Origin of the sequence: Salinisphaera sp. C84B14 (genome assembly GCF_040361435.1) — a bacterium.
GTDB lineage: Bacteria > Pseudomonadota > Gammaproteobacteria > Nevskiales > Salinisphaeraceae > Salinisphaera.
Genome location: NZ_APNL01000015.1, coordinates 1 through 21,772 on the forward strand (window position 1 = coordinate 1; position 21,772 = coordinate 21,772).

A 21,772-nucleotide genomic window follows, 5' to 3' on the forward strand; every position below is an offset into this window, starting at 1 on the left:
ACAACCTACTGAAAGATCACACCTAGGACTCGCGATAGGGCGCACAGACCTCGCCCTGTTCAGGGTAGACGAGCGCTGCGGTGTCGAAACCCATCGCCTGGGCACGGCTCACCCAGGCGTCGCGTTCAACCGAGGGCAGTTCCGGCCGGCGCGCGAGGATCCAGAGATAGTCGCGATTCGGTCCACCCACGATGGCGGTTCGGTAGCCGTCGTCGAGTGCGAGCACGTTATAGCCGGCGTAGAACGGGCCGAAGAAACTGACTTTCAAGCGCGCCCGGTCTTCGCCGTCCACGAAATAGGCTCGGCCGATCGCCTCGTCGGGCTTGCCCTCGTCGAGGTCCACGCCGCGGTTGACGACCCGGACACCGCCGTCGTCGCGGGTGCTGTAAGTCGCCGTCACGCAGTCAAGACCTTCTTCGAAGCCGTGATCCAGGCGCGCGATTTCGTACCAGCGGCCGAGATAGCGATCCAGCGTGAAGGGTTCAACCGCGCTTGTGCCCTTGGGAATGCCCACGCAGCCGGCAAGCAGGCTCGCAGCGACGAGCAGGGTGAGCCAGACAGGGCAATGGCGGTAAGGCATGGTCGGGATACGGGGCAGGCGGGCGATTGCGCGATTCTACCGGCTCTTTTTTCGCCGTGGGCCACCCCGGCGTCCGCCGACGGTATCAGCATCGACGCTTCGATGATGGTCCGTGGCCGGCTGAACGGCGAGGGCCGGATCTGGCGATAGACATGCTCGGCGATCGCCGCGTTCGTGCCGTTTTCCGGTAGGTCAAAACGTCGCTTCCGGCATTTGCGGGCGATTCACACCCGCAATCGCCGTCTGTGTTGCCCGCAGCGGGCATTGTTCCTTACCGATGAAAAACTTAAACAATCGCGCCGACGGCCGATAACCGACGCGTTATACCGGGACGCGCATATGCGCCGTGTATCGCCAGGGATAGCCATGAGCCCAGCCTCGCCCGATTACGGCATGCCGCTGTCGTATCGCCATCGCCGTCATCTGTTGCGCCTGCTATTAACGGTTACGGCGCTGTTCGGTCTGGTTTTCTTTGTCGTGAACCTCAACGCCGGGCGCTATGGCCTGATGGCAGTGGATTTGGCCATTGCTGTGCTGGCGGTGGCCATGCTGCCCGTGGTTCGTACTACCCACCACCTGCGCCGCTGGTGTCTTTGCTATCTGGTATCCATCTACGCGGCTACGCTGTATGCGCTGGCTTTGCCCACCACGTCGGTTACGGTATTCAGTTGGGTGATGGTCATGCCGCTCACCGCCCATCTGCTGCTCGGTCGCCGGCTGGGCGGCCTATCCTCCGGGCTGTATCTGGCGATTGCGGCGGGCCTGTTCCTGTGGCGCTTCGGCGTCGATTCGGTCGTGGAGGCCCCCGGCGCCACGGCGAATATCGCGGCGGTGACGGTTTGGACCTACCTGTTCTCCTACTTCTACGAGGCGAGCCGCGAGTCCGCGGAACGACAGCTCTCGCAGCAGGCGCTCACCGATTCACTGACCGGGCTGCCCAACCGGGCGCAGCTGGAGCAGTCGTTCCGGCGCCTGGCAAACGCAGGTGCATATCCGGTATCCGTATTGATGCTCGACCTGGATCACTTCAAGGGCATAAACGACGACTACGGCCATGCCACGGGCGACGCGGTGCTACGGGAAGTCGGCCGGACGCTAAGCGAACACACGCGCTCGCAAGATGTGGCCTGCCGTCTTGGCGGCGAGGAGTTCTGTGTCCTGCTGGCGCATACCGACAACGGCGCGGCGAGGCAGCTGGCCGAACGTCTGCGTGAGGCGATCGAAGCGCTGCGCTGTCGACACAACGACTGCGTGCTTTATCTCACCGCCAGCATCGGCGTCGCCAGCTCTACCGGCCCGGGCGAACAGCTCGACCCCATGCTGCACATCGCCGACGAAAAGCTTTACCAAGCCAAGTCCAGCGGGCGCAACCGGGTCGTCGGTTAGCGCATGCCCCGCAACGGGGTGGAGGCGCGCCCGAGGAAAGCGAGCGGGCGCGCTACTTGCAGACGGATCGAAGAGGGGGCAGATTCAGGTATCTGAACCTTCGGGGTATCCACATCAAAAATCTCGACCGGCGGACGACGCAACTCATGGAGGAGGCGCTTGCCGCGCTGCCGGACCCTGTTCTTGTGCTCACCGAGAGCGGTCGCTATGCCGCGATCTTTGGCGGACAGGATCGCGATCATTATCACGACGGCTCCTGTCTCGTGGACTTCAGTCTCTACGACGTGTTGCCGCCGGCCCGGGCCGACTGGTTTCTGGCCGAAATCCGGGCGACGCTGGCCGCGGACTGTCTGCGTATCGTCGAATACGAGTTGGCAGCCGCCGACGTGGCCGGCGTTGACCCAAGCGAAGGACCGGCTGCGCCCATTCGCTTCGAAGGGCGGGTGCAGCCGCTACGCTCGCTCGTCAACGGGGAGCGCGCGGTGCTGTGGTTGGCAAGCAATATCACCAGCCGCCACGAGATGGAGCAGCGGCTGCGGCGCTTGAGCGAAACCGACGAACTGACCGGGTTTCCGAACCGTCGTCGCCTGATGGCCGCACTCAACGAAGCCTTGGTCCAATACGAGACGCACGACAGCCGCATAGCGTTACTGCTTCTCGATATCGATCACTTTAAAACGATTAACGACCGCTATGGCCATCCGGTAGGAGACGCGGTGATATGTGCCATATCCAGCGCCTGCGGTGCGCGTATCAAGCGTCGTGATCTGTTCGCCCGACTCGGCGGCGAAGAATTCGCCACGGTTCTATACGACATCACCGCGGTGCAGGCACTTACGGTCGCGGAACGTTTACGCAAGACCGTCGCCGAAGTCTGTTTCGAGGCGAAGCCTGGAGAAACGCCCGGGGTGACGGTAAGCATCGGTGTGAGCGTGGCCGGCCCCAACCGGCGCCGCAGCCACGACCTCCTGAGCCAGGCCGACGCTGCGCTTTATATCGCCAAAACGGGTGGGCGCAATCGCGTGGTTCTGGCAGAAGACTGCCACTAAGCCCGACTCGGCTCGGCACGCAAACGAGCCTAAAATGTTGAATCGCGCGCGGCCAAAACCAAAACCAAAGCCAAAGCCAAAGCCAAAGCGGGGGCAGGGGCAGGGGCAGGGGGAGAAGGCATAGCGTTGGATATGAAATCGCCGGCAGACATTGGCCATACAAGCGGCTCGGATGCGTCAGGGGCGAAATTCAACCGCGAGCTGTACTGCGCCGGCGAGCAGCAACGTCAGTATCACCTTGGCAAGCGGGTTGCTTCGACTTTGCCAGATACAGGCAGCGGCGACGAAGACGCTGACAACGATCACCGTCCAGTAACTCAGCGCCAGCGCGTTTATGGGATCGTTGATCGGAGCAGGCTCTCTGGCAGCGAGCGGTAGCTTGCTCGTGGGCATCGGGGCGTGCTCTCTAGTCGCGCTGCTAATCGACCGTAAAACCAACCGACAGTCTGTTGTGGTCCGATATGTCCGCGTCGGACTCGTGACCCACAACGCCATTTTCGACGACGCGAAGACCGCGGTAATAGATGTGATCCAGCGCCAGATCGCCGCCGATGATGGCTTTCGTGCGGCCCGCGAGGTCTTTGCCGAAGACGGGCTTCAAACCGTGCGCGGCGACCATCCTGTCCACGATGGCCTGGCGGGCGGCGTTGCGGGTGTTCAGATCACCGGCCAGGATGACGGGCCCGTCGTGCGCCGCAATCGCCTGCCCAATGGCGCTGACCTGTTGTGTGTAATCGTTCAGGCTGCGCCACTCGAAGTTGAGCAGGTGGGTATTGACCACCAGCAACGTATCCGCCGAACCGGCCAACCGATAGCGTGTAACTAGCGTGGACTTGGGCGTGATCCCGAATTCTCGATTCTGGCTCAGCAGGGCAGTACGCGAGACCGGCCTTGCCGAGGAAGCGGTCAGTACGCCCGTTGCCTGGTCGCCGCCGCAGCCGAGAAAGCGAGACCGGAAGCTCGGCGCAAACACCCAGCCAAGGTCGGCCGCCGCAAAGGCCGCGCCGAGCGCGTCTTGTGGGTTTTGCTGCGGCTCGCAGGCCTCCTGCAGCAACAGCAGGCTGGTCGTCTCGAACCGCTTTGCCGCCGGGCCCTGCCTGGCGAAGGCGGGCCAGCCTGTCCCCTTGTGCTTCTGAATGTTCCAGCTGATCAGCGCGATGCGCTCAGGCGCCAAGGCCGGTGCAGAAAAGCCGTCGCCGCTGATCACATGCGTGGGCGGCACCGACACGCAGCCGGTGCCGGCCAGGATCAATGTCAGGCCGATCAGGGCCGTTGCCATGCGCACGCGGCTTGGGCTCAATTGGCGGGCACATCAGGGCGCATATCGAAATACGACTTATCGATGAGCGTGTCGTGAACGCCTTCGATATTGAGCTTGAGCCAGGCGTCGTACATGCGCAGCTCGTTGAATTCGGGCAGGCGGATATCGTCCTGCAGCTGCGCCAGCGAACGGCCTGCGAGCATGCCGTCGCGCACGCTGTCGTAGAGCGCGTTCAGATAAGCGAGATAGCGGGCAACGTCTGCCTTGTCGCCGGCGTCGCCATGGCCACCGATGAACAGCTCGAAGTCGGTTGCGAGAATATCCTCGGTGCTGTCGATCATGCCCTGGATATCGTAGCCCTTGAGGTTCTTGTAGGGCATGCGACCAAGCACGATCCAGTCGACGACGTACATCACGTTTGCGGGCTGAAAGTGCATGCTCACCGAGCCGCGGCCGTTGTTGACGCCGTGGTAGCGCAGCGCCACGCGGGCCTCGCCCAGGTACAACGTCATTTCGTTGTCGAAGGTGATATCGGGAATGCGTGTGTCCGCCCGGGTGTGTACCAGGTCGGCGCGGGCCAGCCGATGGGCGACGAAATACACGCCGTCACCATTGAGCGCCTGCCCACCGTAGCTGTGATCGACGTGGTTGTGGCTGTAAATCACGTAGCGCAGAGGCACATCGAAGCGCCGGGCCAGTTCGTCCTTCAGCCAGGCCGCGGCCCGGGGGTTGAGCGGATCGGTGGCGATAATGCCGGCATCGGTCACCATGAAGGCCGAGCGATAGTTGCCGGCCGTGAAGCGATACACGTTGTCCTTCATCCGCTCGATGACGTATTCCGCGGCAAGCCCCTGACACGCGGCGAACAGCAGGCCCAAGAACAGGCTCGCGCGAAACAGGGCGGGCGGTCTCATCGGCAATCGAGGCGGTTGGGTCGACAGGCCGATCTTAACCCGCGCCGTGCTCGCCGCGTCTAGCCGGCACAGATAGCGCGTCGCAATGGGTCGCGGCCTGGCAGCCATGCAAAGCCGAGCCGCTGGGTGGGGCGCAAGTTGTCGCGAACGAAACCGTCGGTGGCCCGGTGATGAAGGGTCTAGCCGACGATGCCCAGACGGGCACGAACCGCCGCGGCGACGCGGTCCATGGCGTCGCCGGTCGCTGCCAGCCAGGCATGCATTTCGATAAAGCCATGAATCACGCCGGGGTAGTGGGCATGATCGACGTCGACGCCGTCGTCGGCCAGGCGCGCGGCATAGAGCACGCCTTCGTCCATGAGCACATCCGCGCCGGCGGTAATGACGAGCGCCGGCGCCGTGTCTTCCAGGGTCGACGCCAGAACCGGGGACACCCGCCAGTCGAGCGGGTCGGTACCGGCATCCGCGCTGCGCTGGCCGAACCAGGCCATGAGCTCGGCGGTAAGCGGCGGCACGTTGGCGTTGCGAACCTTCGATGGATACTGGCCGGCGGCTTGGCGCAGGTCGGTGGCGGGGTAGATCAACACCTGCAGGGCCAGTGGCCAGCCCTGGTCGCGCGCGGCCAGGGCGACCACGGCCGACAGATGGCCGCCCGCGCTGTCGCCGCCCACCGCGAGGCGTTGATCGTCGATATCGAACGCGGCCGCGTTCTCCACCAGATAACCGTAGGCAGCGATCGCATCTTCCGAGGCGGTCGGCAGGCGATGTTCCGGCGCCAGGCGATAATCCACGGCTACAAGCTGGCAGCCGGCGCGCTGGGCCAGTTGCCGACAAATACGGTCGTGCGATTCCAGATCCCCTAGCACCCAGCCGCCGCCGTGAAAGTACACCAGCGTGGGCGCCGCGCCTTCGGCCAGGCCTTGCGGGCGGTACCGCCGTGCCGCCAGGCGAGAGTCGGCGAGCGCGAGCTCATGTTCGAAGACTTCGCCCATCGGCACCGGCTCGCCGCCGCTCGCCGCCAGCGTGTCGATATAGAACTGGCGCGCTTCTGCCAAGCCGAGATCGGTGAACGCGATTTCCGCTTCGCGCATCTTCGCGACCACGCGGGCGACTTCGGGGGTGAGTGCCATGGGGCGTCCTTATCCAGGCGGATGTATACAGCGGGCTTGATAGCACGATTGTTCGAGGTCGTGCACGCCCTGGGTTTTCGATCGCCGTCGGGCGCGGCCCGCACGTGCCGCGGCGCGTGCGCGATGACTACGTACACCTTGATACACCCATATCCAGCCGTTGAACGTCGCGCTCAAGGCCCGCATTGTTGAGAACGTCGAGTCGAGTTAGCGCTCGACATGACGCTTGCGACATCCTTTGCCGCGGAGGCATTGCCATGACCGAAACCGCTGCCGCCGAGCCGTTCGTGCTCGACAATAGCTATGCCCGACTGCCGAGCGAATTTCACGCCCGCGCGATGCCCACCGCCGTAGCGGCGGCGCGACTGATTCGGGTCAATCGGCCCCTCGCGGTGCAGCTTGGCCTCGACGCGCAGGCCCTCGAAAGCCCGGCAGGGCTCGATATTCTGGCCGGCAATCGCGTGCCGAAGGGGGCCGAGCCCCTGGCCATGGCCTATGCCGGGCACCAGTTCGGCAACTTCTCGCCCGTGCTGGGCGACGGCCGCGCGGTATTGTTGGGCGAGATCATCGACCGCAACGGCGCACGGCGTGATATCCAGCTCAAGGGCGCGGGACGCACGCCTTTTTCCAGCCGGGGTGACGGCCGCGCCGCCCTGGGGCCCGTGATCCGTGAATACGTCGTCAGCGAAGGCATGGCTGGCCTGGGTATTCCGACAACCCGTGCACTGGCGATGGTGGCGACCGGCGAACCGGTGCTTCGCATGCGTGCCGAGCCGGGCGGCGTGCTCACCCGCGTTGCCGCCAGCCACGTGCGTGTGGGTACGTTCGAATACTTTTATCGGCAGGGCAATAACGAAGCGGTGCGCGCGCTCGCCGACTACGTCATCGACCGCCACTACCCGCACGTCGCCGATGCCGACAATCCCTATCACGCCTTGTTGGAAGAGGTCGCCGCCCGCACCGCCGACCTGATCGCGCAGTGGTTGCTCGTGGGCTTCATCCACGGCGTGATGAATACCGATAACGTCTCCATCGCCGGCGAAACGATCGATTACGGCCCCTGTGCCTTCATGGACAACTACAAGCCGGCAACGGTGTACAGCTCCATCGACCGCGGCGGTCGTTATGCCTACAACCAGCAGCCCGGTATCGGCCAGTGGAACCTGGCGCGCTTCGCCGAATGCCTGCTGCCGCTGTTGGACGACGACGAAGAGAAAGCCATAGCGCAGGCCCAGGCGGTGCTCGAACGTTATATCGAGCGCTTCGAAAATACGTATCACGACGGTCTGGCCGCCAAAATCGGGCTGCAGGAGCGCCGCGAGGGGGACACCGAGCTGGCCTACGATCTGCTCAAGTGCATGGCCGAGCAGGGCGCAGACTTCACGCTGACCTTCCGGCACTTGGCCGATCTGGGTCAGGCGTCGGACAGCCGCGATGATGGCGTACGCGCGTTATTCGACGACCCGGCCGCGTTCGACGGCTGGGCCGCGCGCTGGCGCCAGCGCCTGGCCGAAGAAACCCGCGACGACGCAGCACGTCGCGTGGCCATGCGCGCCGTCAATCCTGCCTATATTCCGCGCAATCACCGTATACAGCAGGCGATCGACGCCGCCGAGGACGGCGACTATCAGCCGTTGGAGGCACTGCTTGCGGTGGTCGCACGCCCGTTCGAAGACCATCCCGAGCTCGCCGACTACGCACGGCCGCCGGCGCCGGAGGAAGTGGTCCAACGCACCTTCTGCGGCACCTGAGCCGGAACACGACGCGGCCGCCGCCGATCGTTTGGCTCGAGCGAGCGGGTGTGTCGAATAGCCGCGCGGGTTTGACGCCCGGAAAGCGCTTCGCCACTCTCGATCGGCTGGCCCGTGCACGGGGTGCGAGGCCGATCGAATAAACAGACATATAAAAGGATTTGCGATGGATACCGCCGCTCTTTTCTCGCTTGAAGGTCGTTGTGCGCTCGTTACCGGCGGCTCCCGGGGCATTGGCCGCATGATCGCGGAAGGGTTGTTGCGTCAGGGCGCGCGGGTCTATATCAGCGCCCGCAAGGCCGAGGCCTGCGACGAAACCGCGAAGGAACTCTCCGAGATCGGCCCCTGTGCCTCGCTGCCGGCCGACGTGTCCACCATGGACGGTATTCACGGCCTGCTTACCGCCTACGGCGAACACGAGAAAAGCCTGGACATCCTCGTGAACAACGCCGGTGCGGCCTGGGGCGCGGAATTCGATACCTTTCCCGAAAGTGGCTGGGACAAGGCGGTGGATCTCAACATGAAAGCGCCGTTCTTTCTGGCCCAGGCGTTCAAGCCCATGTTGCTCGAAGCCCGCGCGGCCGGCCCGCTCGCGAAGATCATCAATATCGCGTCTATCGACGGACTGTCCCTCAACCCCCAGGAAACCTATTCCTACCACGCCTCGAAGGCTGGCCTGGCGCATTTGACCAAGCGCATGGCCGTACGTCTGGCACCCGAAGGCATCGTGGTCAGCGCCATCGCCCCCGGCGCGTTCGCCTCGAACATGAACAAGGTCGCCCGTGACCACGGCGACGAGATCGCCGACCGTATTCCCTCGCGTCGTATCGGCGAGCCCGAAGACATGGCCGCTGCCGCGATCTATCTCGCCTCGCGCGCCGGGGATTATGTGGTGGGCTCTACGCTGGTGGTCGACGGCGGCGTGAATATCGCACGCTAAGCCACACGGTACGACACGCAGCGACTCCGGCAAGCGCCAGGGTGGATCGAACGCCCAGCCGTATCGATCGCGGTGCGACGCTCGCGTGGTCGGGTGCTTGCTTACCCTCGAGCCGAAAAGGTCACGCTGTCTGCTGCCGCATCCAGGGCGTGCGATACATTTGGCCGGCTTTGCGGCGTCCACGGCAGCTGCGTTCGCGTACCGTTATCCGGATGCGCAAATAAACCGCGGTCCGTGCGGCCCGCCAGGCGCCTGCGCCCGCTATGCTGGCAAAAGACCGCACCGGCACGACCGGGGCGGGGCGTCAGCCATCGCGAACGCGCACGTCTGCAGGGATTTGCCGGCGTGATCGCTTGCGTATCACGATTGAACGCCCGGTTCGCCGGCGGCGTTCGACTTACTTCTATGGCATTCGAAGGATTGCAAGATTATGTCTAGCCCTGAACACAAGCAGAAAATCTGGAACCTGATCAAAGACATTCAGGTCGGGATGCTGGTCACACTGGATGAAGACGTGCCCCGTGCCCGCCCCATGCACCTGGTGCAGGACGACTACGACGGCACCATCTGGTTCTACACCCGCCGGAGTTCGGAAAAGGTGCTCGAAGCCAAGGGTGACAGCGAAGTCTGCCTGACGTTCTCCGACCAGGAGGAGGGCGTGTATGTATCGATGTCCGGCACCGCGCGTATCACCGACGACCAGGACAAGATCGACCGCTACTGGAACCCGGGCGTCGCAGCCTGGCTGCCGGAAAAGGAAGATCCGGACGTCGTCATGCTCGAAATCGATATCCAGATGGGCGAGCACTGGGCGGCCAAGGAAAGCAAGGTCTTCCAGCTTTATGAAATGGCCAAGGCCAATATCAAGAGCGACAAGACCCCGGATATCGGCGAGAACGAAAAGTTCGGCGGCTGATCAGCCTGACCGATGAAGTAAAAAAACGCCCGGTTCGCCGGGCGTTTTTTTTGAGACGCCGGCTGAGTCTGATGCCGGCAGACCAAACACCCCGTGGGCTTCGTAACTCCGACATGCGACGCGTTAGGGATAGCTGTGGAGACGGATGAGAAAAGGCGTTGACGGGTTGAAGCTCCGACTCTTGCGATACCGCATTGAGCTTGGAGCCCGAACTGGATCGCCGCTTGTAGTCATGATCGTCGTCCAGCATGGCGCGCGACTTCGTACACCACGGCGCTGGTGAGGCACAGCGAAAACGTACACCGGCGGTAACCTGGCGCAGCGTGCCCGATGTCGGTGTATCGCTAATCTACCCAGCGGTATCAAGGGTTACCACATGCCGATCCGGCGTGCACGTCGGGAAGGGCGAATCCGTAATTCGTGTGTGCTGCGTATCTGCTCTCAAACAGTGCGCATCCATTGAGCACACGTATCGCACGAATCCTTCAGCGCGCGTAAATAGCGTAGAACGCGGTGGCTAAGTAGGGGCGTCTTTCGCAGGCGCACTGCCGGCCCGAGAGTCCGGTGACCGCGTCCGATCTATGTGGGCCGACATCAATCCCGCTGGCAACGAATCGCTACATCAGCTCCGCATTCGGATGCGTGCCATCGCGGCCACCGGTTGTCATGAGCAATAGGCTACAGCGAGGTAATTGGAATTTCTATTGCCGGGGCGTGGCTGATTTTGGGGCGCGCCGACTTCGCTTCAAAAACGCAGCGTAACGGCCGATATACGCGATACAAGCAGGCCCTGTTGGAAACCGGGTCGGTCAGGAATTGCGAACAGGGGGCCTCGCTTTCGTGATAAGAGAACTCGAAGAAAACCGCCGGATGGCGAATAGCGCGCTGGATTCCACACACCGCGCCGCGCGCTCGTTCTGGCGATTGATGCTCGGCACGTCGTTTGTCGGCATCGTGTGCCATTTATCGTTCGTCGTTCTGTTCTACTTGAACGGCGTGACCGCACTGGCACTGGTGAACGTCGGTAGCGTGACGCTTTACGCAACGTCCGCATTTCTTCTCAGCCGAGGCCTTGCCCCGTGGATTGCGTTCTTTTTCGTGATATTCGAAGTGCTCGCCCACGCAGTGCTGGCGTCGTACTGGGTCGGCTGGGAAACCGGTTTCTATTTCTACGCGATTCTCGCCATTCCGGTACTGATCGTTGCCGATTTCCAACGTCTTCCGAGCAAAATTCTGTCCGTGATCGGTGCCACCGTTCTGGTTGTCGGCCTGGATATTCTGGTTCGTAGCCGGGCGCCGGTTCACGTACTGCCCAATCACGTGGTGGACGGACTGCACTATTTCAATCTATCTGCTGCGTTGTCGATTCTCATTTTTATGGTCGCCAACTATTTCTGGTTGATCAAACGAGCAGAAAGCGAACTGCACCTGCTTGCGACCACCGATTCGCTGACACACCTGCTCAACCGCCGCAGCATGGTCGACGCCTGGCGATTCGAAAAGGAGCGCCAGGAGAGTACCGGCGCATCCCTGTCGCTGATTCTCTGCGATATCGATCATTTCAAGCAGATCAACGATACACACGGGCACGACGTGGGCGACCGCGTGCTGCAAGCCGTGAGTGAAACGCTCGCATCCAATCTGCGCGAAACAGATCATCTCGCCCGCTGGGGCGGGGAAGAGTTCATCATCATGCTCGTCGGTGCGCCCCTCGATACCGCGGTACGTATTGCCGAGGACCTGCGCGCGGCGGTCGTGGAAACGGCGATCGAAACCGACGCAGTCGAAGGCAACAAAACATTATCCGTAACCGCCACCTTCGGCGTCAGCGCCATGCTGCCCGACCTCTCCGAGTCCCTCGAAGCGGCCGTAGCCCGGGCGGACGCCGCTCTGTACAACGGCAAACGTTCGGGGCGCAACTGCGTATGCCGCCACGACTACGAGGGCCTGCGGGACATGGTCAAGGACGCGTTTGCGTAGATGGCGTGATATACCACCACGCGCGATGACGACGACCGCGTCCGGATGAGGCCTTGGGTCTCTAAGGATGCACGGCAAACGACAACGGATCGTCGTCGGGACCTGTACAACGCTCCATATTCGCAGAGGATCGATGTACCGAGATGCCTCGCGATCGCACAACCTGAGCAATCATCGGGCGAGGCTACTGCGCACCACGGGGATAACGCGCCGGCGTGGTTGCTGTTTAGTGGTTGAAGGCATGTGCGCAGTTCGAAACCTCGAAAGAACCGAGCGGTCGATTCGCCCAAGTCAGCGCCTTGAACCCGCTTTTTAAACGCGCACTGCGCGGGGTTTTCGTGGCACCGTATCCGCCCGGTGCAGAAGGCGACGCGGGCTGACTGTGTCTGGAACGTCCGCGCTCGCAGCAATGCTTTAGGCGCCAATAAGCGGCTTGTTACGTTGACGTGCAGGGCTATTGGGCAGGCTAAATGAACGCGGCCAACCCCGCCTCGCGGGGTAATGCGACTTGTCTAATTGCTGGCCGTGTCGTGTTTCAGAACGCCGTGCTGTCGCGGCGGAATCGCGAACTGACCGCCACCATTTTTGAATTAGGTATACAGGCCCTGGCCCGCGCGGACCATAAGATTCGGGAGCGATACGTACGCAACCCAAGGTATATTCGTGCCGCCGTTGCACCGTGCGGCCATGCCCGGGTGTTCGTCAGCTCGAAGACGAAGGCACCGCCACGTCATATTCTGACCTTCAAGCAACCGTGGGCGATATGCCCGGCTGGGCGAAGGCAATCTACCGGCTGTAAGTCATCCGCCAGCGACCCGGCACCAGCCGAGTGTATGGCAATGGGTGACGCGTGCCGGGCGCAGCTTCGGCGCAACAAAACGGCCGCGGATTGCGCCGCGGCCGTTTCGCTTGGGGCCGATGACGAGGCCCACCCAGTGACATGAGCGAACGGATTAGTCGTCGAGTTCGATTTCGTCGGCGACGAAGACACTGCCGTTGAAGCGGCCCGAGATCTCGATACGAACGCCTTCCTTCGCCATCGCGAAGAAATCCGATTCGGTGAGATTATCGAATGACGCCGCCGTGGCGTCGATGGTCACACCGGAAACCACGAGCGCCTGCAGGCCGCCATCGAAGCGATCGATAAAGCCTTCGATTTCATCGCTCTTCTGATCGTCCTCACGTTCGATACGGCTTGCGAACAACGTGCCGTCGTCATTACGCGCAGCCAGTTCCACCCGGTCGCCGGGCTGAATATCCGCCAGGCTGAAGGTTCGACGGTCGTCGCGCTCGTCGAGCAGGCGGGTGCGATCCTCCACACGGACCGTCACGCCGAAGAGTTCGATCGCGTTTTTGGCAACGGAACTGACACGGCCGGCGAATTCGATGTCTTCGCGACGATCGTCGTCTTCAACATTACTGTCGTCGTCCCGATCACCGAAATCCTCATCAAAGGAAATCTCCTTGGCAAGCAGAATGCCGTTATCGTCAACGATGCCTTCGACCTCGACTACTGCGCCGACTCCGAGATTGACCACGCCGCCATCGTCGAACTTGGTATTGCCGTCAAAGCGGATCGTCACGCCCCGCAGCACAAAGCCGTTCGTACCGGCCAACTCGCTGATCTGGCCGAACAATTCCACTTCGGCGCCGTCATCGAAGAAATCCTTGTCATACGATTCGTCCTCGACCTTGTCGGCCAGAAGCACATCGTTCGCATCAAGGCGGCCCTCGACTTTTACGAGCAATCGGTTGGCAAGGCCGCCGTCGCGATCGATCTCAAGCTCGGCGTTGCCGTAGTCGATCGTCAGACCGCCCACGGTGAACCGCCGGAGCTGGGTATCGAGATTGCGGATATCACCTGTCACGGTGACGGCATCCGCGTCGCTCTCGTTGTCGAGGTCTACATAGCTTGCGACCGTGAAACCGGCGCCCGTGCGCTCGCCACTGATCTCGACCACATCGCCGATTGCGAGCGTGTCCAACGCGTTATCGTCGTCGAACACGGTGGCGCCGACGACCTTCACCGATTGGCCGGCGACCTCGAAGCGGTTGTTGTCGATCGCCAGAGCAGTGATGGGGCCCTTGAGCGAGGCCTCGTAGCGCACGCTTTGGGCCACGAGCAGGCCGTTCCTGCGGCGTGCCTGGACCTCCACGATCTGACCGACGTGCAGACGCGCCTCGACGTCGCTCTCGTCACCGAACAGGATCGCCGCATCTTCGGTCGAGAAACGCCGGCCGTTGACCACCACACTCCCGAAGCCGGTCACCGGCCCGCGGGCGAACACACTGTCGCTGGTCGAGCCGGTGGTGGTGCTCGTGGAGCTGCCGTCGTCGTCACCGCCGCTGCTACCACCGCCACAACCGGCCAGGCCCAAAGCAATCGCACAGGCCGCAGCCAGCGTCGTACGGGAGGCCCAGCGCGCGGCACGCGATGCGTCCGGATGGGTTAGGTCGATTCGAACCATTATAATTCTCCAAAACAATCGATTAAACGAAAGGGCACCGGCCTTTCCGGAACGCGACACGCAGGCGAGCGAACCTCGGATCAGCACATTCGTTGCATGGTCAAGCGATTGTTCTGCCGACGATTAAGGCGATCGCTTGCACGCAACTTAATCGACTATCGGCGGTACCCGGCGGGCCTTGAATCGAGCGTTTCAGTAGCGTTGCGTGTAAGTTTTGAAGCCAATAATGTGTCGTGTTCGCGATGCGCGGTCTGAGTCCAAATGTCCCGCAACGCGTGCGGTAATAGTCGACGCCTAGCACGGTTGGCGCAAAGGGCCGTGCTAAGGCCCATGGGGGTATGGCGTGGCCATCACGCCCACGCGTGGATAGCGGCTCGGACGGCGCGATGTCGCAGACGGAAACCGCGAAAAGGCAAAGGACAGTGGCCGTTCTGCCTCAGGCGGGCGATGTGGCGGGTCGAATTAGCGGAAGTAGGGCTGGAGCAGGTAGTGCGTTTGCGGTGGTAGTTAAACTCGCCAGCCAGCATCGACAACAGAACACCTAGATTCGGCTCGCGCGAGATCTGGCGTATAGCGAAGCCGCACTGGCGAGTTGCGTATACTGTCCCGTGATCCCTATCGTACTGCTGGGCCTGGCCAGCCACATCACGTTCGAGTATCACCCGCTCTCGTGGTTCGGCCTGGGCCCGCAAGGCCAAGCGGTATTACCCGAGGCCCGACGCCTGCCGGCCGATCGCACCACATGCATCTACGGTATCGACGACCCGGAGGCGATATGCCAAGAACTTCAAGCCGCAGGTCTGAACGTCATCGCATTGCCGGGTGGGCACCACTTCAATCATGAATACGAGCGACTTGCGGACCGCTTGCAGCAGCGCATCGCTGCGAACGAACAGCCTAACGGTGGTTAAGGATTTGCCGGAGTCGGGCGTTGGGGTAGACGGCGCTCGCTATGATTCTTTGGCCTGAGCGTCGGGCGATATTGGATCATGGCTGCAGGGCTGTAGTAAGAACGCTTGCCGAGCGGAAAAGTCAAGATACAAATACTGTCCCCGGATCGACCGGATCGACCGGATCGACCTGGATCCCCCGTTGTCCCCGCTAATCGTTCCCAAACCTATCTATAATCTCTCGCAAAAAGCTGAATCTTCGTATAGCGAGCGTTACAGAAAGATCGATTTATTCGAGTAATGAGATCAAGAATTTGATCCTCAATTACTAGGTAATCATTTTTCGGGTGAGAAGTGATCGTGATTCCGAGAGGTCGTAACGCTTTTTTCAAACGGGTTTGATGGTCAATGAGATCGAGCCTGAGGCGCTCGTCTTTACGTTCGCCATTAGTCTTTTCTATTTCAGCATTGATTTGTCCTAGCGCATCGACGTATCGCTGCGATAATGTCTTGCGGCCGTTACCGGCGTCGGAGAACGCGAGATCGTACCAAACGAAAAGATCGAAAGAGTGTGGAGAAAGCCTTTCCTTAATAGCAATCTCTCGTTCGACCTGCGAAAGGAAAAGATTCATGTGCGAAATCGAGTTGCTCTGGGTAGAAGACTCAACGCTTTGCAAGTAATTTAAAAGTGCGATGAGGACGCCGCCAATGGTAACGAGGAGCGTCAAAAATTCCCCAAGAACTTCTAGGACTATGAAGCTACCAGAAAAGAGGTTAAAGAAGTTCGTTACACAGGCACTGTCGAAACACATCGACGTATTATTTACCGGGGCAGAAAACAGCGTAATGCCGAAAACGACTGTAAAAATTAGAAAACCTATACCGCATAGGAAGCCCATTAGCGCTAATAAGCAATGGAACGATTTAAGAGGCGAGAGCGCGGAAACGAGCCCTACTAGGTTTTTAATCGAGTTCAGCATTTGGTGGCCTGATAGCCCTCAAACGCGCGCGCAATATAGCGGCGGTACGGCCGAAAGAACGTTTCAATATATTCAAGTCTTGATAAGTTTTATAAAAGCTGCGGCGATAGTAGTTTAGCTCTTTGTTGCGCTTATAGTAATTCTCAAGCCAAGCGATACGCTTCGAAAGCCTCCGCATCTCCCCAGGATGCGGAAGTGGCTTTATACGATTTAACCTAAGCACTAGATTTTTATGCTTCGGTTGTCCAACCCTCTTTAACTTATTAACGCGGCCCAGGGTGCGGTTATATTCATGTCTGTAATTTTTCGTGGTTCGGTAGTTAGGGATTTCCGCTAGAAGTTCTAAGCCCTTTACGGCGGATCGTATTCTTGAAAGTTCTTCGGCTGAAAGTCGTGGTTGTTCGAACCCGACTCGCAAACCGTGCACCATTATTGGTGCGGTAGAAATAGTTTGTGTTTCCGTCTTAGCCGCATTAAGACTGAGATCAGCCGAGATAACCATATCGGTAATTATCTTCTGTTCCCAGAAAAAGTTATGATCAGCGACTTTTGTCGAAACAGTTATGTCGTCGACATAGCGCGTGTATCTTATATTTTTGCGTTCTAGACGACGAACTACGTCGCCTTCGTATCTATAAAGAATTAGCGAAGCGATATAGCTAGAAGTTATCGCCCCTTGAACGAGCCTGTCACCGCGGCAGAACGTTCGAGCGAGAATGCGCGCGCTAAAAGGCTCAATCCGGAAGAATCCTTTTAGTAACTCTTCAACCTGATACAGCGTGATATTGTCAAAAAAGTTTTCGAGGTCCAACGTGAGTACGCTTCCGGCGTTAGCGTGTTGGGCGGCGCAGGTAACGTAGTCCTTAGCGAGCATATCTTTTTCATAAGGCGCGGGATTGGGGATCGACCCGAATAAATAATGCGGCCAAGAGATGATGTTTCGCTTTTTTAGAACTCGAGTTTTAAATTTTGTTTGTATTTTTCGCAGAGCTGGGTGGGGATCGTAAACAATGCGGTCAGCACCAGACTTTTTGGGAATAACTTTGCGTCGGTACTGCTGATCGATAGGCAAACGAAGCGCTTCCAAAAAGTCTGCGGTCGTTAGCCCAAGAAGCTCTTTAAGCTTCGCAAAACTTTTTACGCGAAAAGTTTTTTTTAGCTGGGGCTCGTATCCCATCGTTCCCCCCAAACGATAGAAGTGTAGGCCTAGGTCCTCCACGAAGGTCAGGAGATATAACCTCGCTTACACCTAAAACTACTGTAGGCATCGGTTATATCTGCCTCTAGGCCTACCCCTTGGTCGCCTCCTCTAGGTAGGAGGGGCGGGATGCTACCGCCGTGCAGACTCAAAGCTCACAAATGTGAGCACCTAATCAAAAATTAGGCGGAAATACAGTAGTGTTTGTAACTTAGGCTGCCGCGAATGAGCGGTTCGCTCATGACGGTTTGATCCTGCACTATCGTGAATCAAAGTTCAAGCGGTTTTTCGAAGATATAGCAAGTAACAGGATTAATTGATGTCGGGGTTTGTAAAGTGTATCGCGTCCTCGCTAACCGCATCATGGGCTTTCCGAAAACAAATACGTCCGGCGAGCCCCGAGTCCCGCCGGATCCGCCCGGGGTTAGGTCTTGCATTGTGCGTCAAGCGGCTCTGACAATCCGGAAGTTCGGGCGACCTGTCTTCCAACGAAATGTTCTACACCTCCATGCTCTGCGAAAGCTTCCGAACGCGCGCCGATCCCGTATAAAACAACTCGCGAGTCGGATTCGGCACGTCGTAACTTGGCAGCACGAGCGTGACAGAATCGAACTCCCACTCTGCCGCTTGTGGATCGTCGTCGCGTAAACGGTGTCGTGCGCGGGTAATGCGCTAGGCAAGAATGCTCGCAGGCCGTTGTCCCCCTCAAACCGGACCCTAAGTTGCCCGACCGCGTTTTTGAGCGCAATACCTACGTCGCCGTTGGAGAGCCCGGTCTTATAGTCATTTCGTTTAATCATGACGAGCCGGCTGTGCTGAAACGCCGTATTCCGATAGATATAACGGCGCCGGGCCTGAGCGAACCGAACATTTGCTCATTCGCGCCGCTGTGGTTAAGTGCACACAGCCGGTTCGATCAAGCCAGTGGACGTAATGTGGCACGTGCGATGTTCTGCGAAAGCGGCCTGGTAAGGCGGACCGGGCTTATTGCGGCGGACGGGGGTGTGGATATCGCGCGACGGTTGCGTTTCGTCCGCACCGGCTGTGGATTCGATGGGCGCGCTGCAGCACGGCGTCAAGCAACATATGCGGGACGGTGAGCGCGGCCAGGCCGATGAAATCTAGTTAGGGTCAGGTCTTGCATCGTGCGCCGCCGCAATGACATTGGCCTCTGTAAGCGCGCTAAGTACAGCATCAGGCCGCCGGTCAAGCACATTGAGCAAAACCCGAGCGGGGCCGTGCGGCTGCCTACCCCCACGCTCCCAATCCCGCAATGTCTCGAGACTGATACCGAACGAAGCAGCGAACTCGTGCTGGGTCATGCCAACCTTATCGCGTACGGCCTTAACGTCTGTAGCCGACATTTCATGAACGACGACCTCGTTCGGCTTATTCGCTTGATGCGCGATCGCCTGTTCGAGGCCGGCCTTGATACTTTCAAACGCGTCACTCATGTCTAGACTCCTGCTGCCTTGGTGAGCAGTGCGACAAGCTGAGCAAGTGCGTTGCGTTCAGCTTGAGAGATATTGGTCTTTTCGTTCTTGCCGAAAATCGTGAGCAGATAAAGGGTATGCGTTCGTCGTGAAAGTAGTAGACGACACGAACGCCACCGCTTTTGCCGGATCCGTCTCGAGCCCATCGAAGCTTTCGTATGCCGCCGGTGCCTCGCATGAGGTCGCCGGCTTTTGTATGTTCTGCCAGATACGCGATCAGCGCTTGGTAGTCAGCATCGCCGATCAACTTGCGAATCTTGCGCGCGAACTCCGGCGTCTCGGCTACGGTCTGCATACGAGGTGGTACGCCAATGGATTACTTTTCGCCAGGTTGGGCGATGCGCTCTGCTAACCCAGATACTCTCAAGACGCGACGGGTAACGGTTTGCTCAAGCGCGTTTCGCTGCGAGTAAATCGACAACTGCTCCCGTCCCCTCGTCAACCCCGTATAAAACAACTCCCGCGTCAAAACCGGCACGTCGTAATCCGGCAACACGAGCGTCACGGAATCAAACTCCGAACCCTGGCTCTTGTGGATCGTCATCGCATACACGGAATCGTGTGCGGGCAGCGCGCTTGGCAAAAACCCACGCAGGCCGTTATCCCCCTCGAACCAGACTCTAAGTTGCCCATCTTGGTTTTGAAGCGTAATTCCCACATCGCCGTTATAGAGCCCGGTCTTGTAGTCGTTTCGTCTAACCATGACGGGGCGGCCGTGGTACCAGGGCTCGATTGGATTGAAGTCGAAGCGGCGGGCCAGGCGTTCGGTGATGCCGGCGTTGAGGGTTTCGCTCCCGGCGGGGCCCTGGCGGACCGCGGTTAGAACGGATTGTTTGCCGAGTTGCGCCAGGGCGAGTGTTGGGTCGGTGGCCTCGCAAAGCGTGGCGTAATCGTCGGCCAGATCGTTCATGAGTTGGCTGATGGCGCGGGCATCTGACCGGTCGTGATAGGCGAGGTCGTCGTGGCCTGCGTTGAGCAGCGCTTGTGTAGCCTCGACGTCGCCGGCGTTCACGGCGGCGGCGAGTTGGCCAATGGTGCTATCGGCGTTGAAGCGGCGGCTGGTTTGTAGCGTGACGACGTGGTCGGCGAGTGCGTGGTTCGCGGCTTGCATGGGCTGGGCGAGCAGGTGGCCGGCGGCGGTTTGCTGGTCTTGAGTGAAGCGGTTCACCCCGGCGTTGGCACAGATTTCCGCGAGTACGGAGCCGGATTCGACGGAGGCGAGCTGGTAGCGGTCGCCGAGCAGAATCAGGCGGGCGTCGTCGCGTATCGCGTCCGCGAGCTTGGCCATCATCGGTAGATCAACCATCGAGGCTTCGTCGACGATGACCACCTCATACGGCAACGGGTTGTCGGCATTGAAGCGGGCGCGGGTGGTGGCGCCGGTCAGGCCGAGCAGGCGGTGCAGCGTACGGGCGGTTTGCGGTACGTGTTCTTCCACGCGCTGTTTGTGGAAGGTTGCGTCTGCGCCCATGTCGTCGAGGCCGTTGCGTACGGATTCGAGCATGCGCGCGGCAGCCTTGCCGGTGGGCGCGGCCAGGGCGATCAGCGGCGGTGTCTGTTCCTCGCGAAGCGCGGCTTCGATGAGTACGCGCAACAGGCGCACGATGGTGTAGGTCTTGCCCGTGCCGGGGCCGCCGGAGATCACGGTGAAGTGGTGGCGCAGGGCGGCGAAGGCGGCCACGGCCTGCCAGTTGGTAGCGTTCGGATTGGCGGCGTCGGCTGCGAACAGGCCGTTGCCGGGTTTGAGCGTGTCGACGTTCACGGGGTTCGGCTCGGCGGCCATGAGCGCGATCAGACGTTCGGCCAGCCTGGTTTCGTAGGCGTGATAGCGCTGGAGATAGAGGCGGCCGTTTTCCAGTACGAGCGGGCGGGTAGGCGTGTCTTCGCCCGTTTCCCCGTCGATTACGGTCACCAGATCGCTGGCGGTGAGCGCCTCTGGCAGGCCGGCTTGATTGGCGGCGCTCATCAACGCCGTCGGGATCTGATCCAGCGCGAGGCAGGTATGGCCTTGGGCAACGGCCCAACTCGCCAGCGCGAACGCCCGGGCTACGGGCCGGTCGGCGCCGTGGCGGCGGGCCCAGTCGGCCAGGGCCAGGTCGAGATCCGAAAGGTTTGCTTCTTCGGCGGCTTCGGGCCTTGCGGACTCTGGCGCGTCGGCTGGCTTTGCCGGCTTGGCCGGTTCAGCTGGGGCCGGCTCGTCAGCGAACAGGTCGCCTGTACGGGAATCGTTCATCGGCGGCCTCGATCGCTTTTGCATGGATGCGTCGTGGGTAAGGCGGGTCGCCCGAATGGGGTAATTCGAGGGCGCGCTTCGAGCTGCAAAGCGATTGCGATGCGGACGTGCGGCGTTGCGGGATCAACTGTGCGGGTAAATTTGTACTCTGGGTTTCGCACTGCTGTGCGAGGTACTTCTCTTTGCTTGTCCAAAGAGAAGTACCCAAGAGAAAGGACACCCTGTCTTGCGCCGATGCTACGCATCGGTTCCCTCCCATCACGAATCGCGAGCGGGACGGCCGGAAACTCGCTGACGCTCAGACACCCGGCCGTCTTTTTCCGCTCGCGCTCCGCGCTGCTCGGCGCTGCGCCCAAGGGGCCCGAATACAGACAAGCTCGCGGGCGCTCGCTCAAGGTCACGGCTTTTGTAGGTCCGATTAGCCAAGGGCGTAATCCGACAAGAACGTAACCAACTGCCCCGATTCCGGCGTGTAGTCGTAGCGACTCGACGCTATGGGCTAGGCGCCTGTATTGGGTCACGTATGGAGCGAACGAGAAGCACAGGGCCGAAGGGCGCTCGGCGCACTGCGCCGATGTGGCCAGCCTGTTTGAGGATCGCCAA

17 protein-coding genes and 1 pseudogene are annotated in these 21,772 nt (G+C 60.5%); 7 read left to right on the forward strand and 11 right to left on the reverse strand.

Annotated features, from left to right (window positions below):
- Window positions 1–22: 22 nt before the first annotated feature.
- Window positions 23–580 (reverse strand): lipocalin family protein, encoded by a 558-nt coding sequence (locus C84B14_RS13125; RefSeq protein WP_353224743.1) that lies wholly within the window; start codon window positions 578–580, stop codon window positions 23–25.
- Between the two features lie 366 nt (window positions 581–946).
- On the opposite strand from C84B14_RS13125, the gene C84B14_RS13130 reads away from it, so the two are divergent.
- Window positions 947–1,966, forward strand: coding sequence for a GGDEF domain-containing protein (locus C84B14_RS13130; protein ID WP_353224745.1), 1,020 nt, complete (start codon window positions 947–949; stop codon window positions 1,964–1,966).
- A gap of 146 nt (window positions 1,967–2,112) precedes the next feature.
- A complete protein-coding gene (locus tag C84B14_RS13135; protein ID WP_353224747.1) occupies window positions 2,113–3,015 on the forward strand; it encodes a GGDEF domain-containing protein in 903 nt (300 codons plus the stop codon).
- A 177-nt stretch (window positions 3,016–3,192) separates the two neighbouring features.
- Here the strand turns inward: C84B14_RS13135 and C84B14_RS13140 are convergent, their stop codons facing one another.
- From C84B14_RS13140 to C84B14_RS13155, 4 genes are all read right to left on the reverse strand, one after another.
- Entirely contained in the window at window positions 3,193–3,408 is a 216-nt protein-coding gene (locus C84B14_RS13140; protein ID WP_353224749.1) for a hypothetical protein, read from the reverse strand.
- 25 nt (window positions 3,409–3,433) lie between these two features.
- The gene (locus tag C84B14_RS13145) at window positions 3,434–4,294 is read right to left on the reverse strand and encodes an endonuclease/exonuclease/phosphatase family protein (protein WP_353224750.1); all 861 of its coding nucleotides are present in this window, start codon (window positions 4,292–4,294) and stop codon (window positions 3,434–3,436) included.
- Window positions 4,295–4,311: 17 nt separating this feature from the next.
- On the reverse strand, window positions 4,312–5,190 hold the full coding sequence (locus C84B14_RS13150) for an MBL fold metallo-hydrolase (protein WP_353224752.1): 879 nt from the start codon (window positions 5,188–5,190) through the stop codon (window positions 4,312–4,314).
- A 179-nt stretch (window positions 5,191–5,369) separates the two neighbouring features.
- Window positions 5,370–6,320: an alpha/beta hydrolase gene (locus tag C84B14_RS13155; RefSeq protein WP_353224754.1), complete on the reverse strand. Its 951-nt coding sequence runs from the start codon at window positions 6,318–6,320 to the stop codon at window positions 5,370–5,372.
- Window positions 6,321–6,577: 257 nt separating this feature from the next.
- Here C84B14_RS13155 and C84B14_RS13160 point away from each other — a divergent pair, with 257 nt between their 5' ends.
- The 4 genes from C84B14_RS13160 (at window position 6,578) to C84B14_RS13175 (ending at window position 11,907) form a co-directional block, all read left to right on the forward strand.
- Window positions 6,578–8,071: a protein adenylyltransferase SelO gene (locus C84B14_RS13160; RefSeq protein ID WP_353224756.1), complete on the forward strand. Its 1,494-nt coding sequence runs from the start codon at window positions 6,578–6,580 to the stop codon at window positions 8,069–8,071.
- Between the two features lie 166 nt (window positions 8,072–8,237).
- On the forward strand, window positions 8,238–9,011 hold the full coding sequence (locus tag C84B14_RS13165) for an SDR family oxidoreductase (protein WP_353224757.1): 774 nt from the start codon (window positions 8,238–8,240) through the stop codon (window positions 9,009–9,011).
- A 430-nt stretch (window positions 9,012–9,441) separates the two neighbouring features.
- On the forward strand, window positions 9,442–9,927 hold the full coding sequence (locus tag C84B14_RS13170) for a pyridoxamine 5'-phosphate oxidase family protein (RefSeq protein ID WP_353224759.1): 486 nt from the start codon (window positions 9,442–9,444) through the stop codon (window positions 9,925–9,927).
- A gap of 840 nt (window positions 9,928–10,767) precedes the next feature.
- A complete protein-coding gene (locus C84B14_RS13175) occupies window positions 10,768–11,907 on the forward strand; it encodes a GGDEF domain-containing protein (RefSeq protein WP_353224761.1) in 1,140 nt (379 codons plus the stop codon).
- A 953-nt stretch (window positions 11,908–12,860) separates the two neighbouring features.
- Here the strand turns inward: C84B14_RS13175 and C84B14_RS13180 are convergent.
- Complete coding sequence (locus tag C84B14_RS13180; protein ID WP_353224763.1) at window positions 12,861–14,375, reverse strand: DUF5666 domain-containing protein; 1,515 nt, start codon at window positions 14,373–14,375, stop codon at window positions 12,861–12,863.
- Between the two features lie 608 nt (window positions 14,376–14,983).
- Here C84B14_RS13180 and C84B14_RS13185 point away from each other — a divergent pair.
- Window positions 14,984–15,286 carry an AcvB/VirJ family lysyl-phosphatidylglycerol hydrolase gene (locus tag C84B14_RS13185; protein WP_353224765.1) on the forward strand — a complete coding sequence of 101 codons (303 nt, stop codon included), beginning with the start codon at window positions 14,984–14,986 and terminating at the stop codon, window positions 15,284–15,286.
- Between the two features lie 206 nt (window positions 15,287–15,492).
- Here C84B14_RS13185 and C84B14_RS13190 read toward each other — a convergent pair whose 3' ends face one another.
- The 5 genes and pseudogenes from C84B14_RS13190 to recD all read right to left on the reverse strand — a co-directional run bounded on the left by C84B14_RS13190 (window position 15,493) and on the right by recD (window position 21,169).
- On the reverse strand, window positions 15,493–16,245 hold the full coding sequence (locus tag C84B14_RS13190) for a retron Ec48 family effector membrane protein (protein ID WP_353224767.1): 753 nt from the start codon (window positions 16,243–16,245) through the stop codon (window positions 15,493–15,495).
- On the reverse strand, window positions 16,229–17,422 hold the full coding sequence (locus tag C84B14_RS13195; protein ID WP_353224769.1) for a reverse transcriptase family protein: 1,194 nt from the start codon (window positions 17,420–17,422) through the stop codon (window positions 16,229–16,231). The genes C84B14_RS13190 and C84B14_RS13195 overlap by 17 nt, the downstream gene beginning before the upstream one ends.
- Before the next feature lie 1,142 nt (window positions 17,423–18,564).
- Window positions 18,565–18,897: a helix-turn-helix domain-containing protein gene (locus C84B14_RS13200; protein WP_353224771.1), complete on the reverse strand. Its 333-nt coding sequence runs from the start codon at window positions 18,895–18,897 to the stop codon at window positions 18,565–18,567.
- A 2-nt stretch (window positions 18,898–18,899) separates the two neighbouring features.
- A pseudogene (locus C84B14_RS13205) lies at window positions 18,900–19,231 on the reverse strand (type II toxin-antitoxin system RelE/ParE family toxin).
- A 21-nt stretch (window positions 19,232–19,252) separates the two neighbouring features.
- Window positions 19,253–21,169 (reverse strand): exodeoxyribonuclease V subunit alpha, encoded by a 1,917-nt coding sequence (gene recD, locus C84B14_RS13210; RefSeq protein ID WP_353224773.1) that lies wholly within the window; start codon window positions 21,167–21,169, stop codon window positions 19,253–19,255.
- Window positions 21,170–21,772 lie beyond the last annotated feature (603 nt).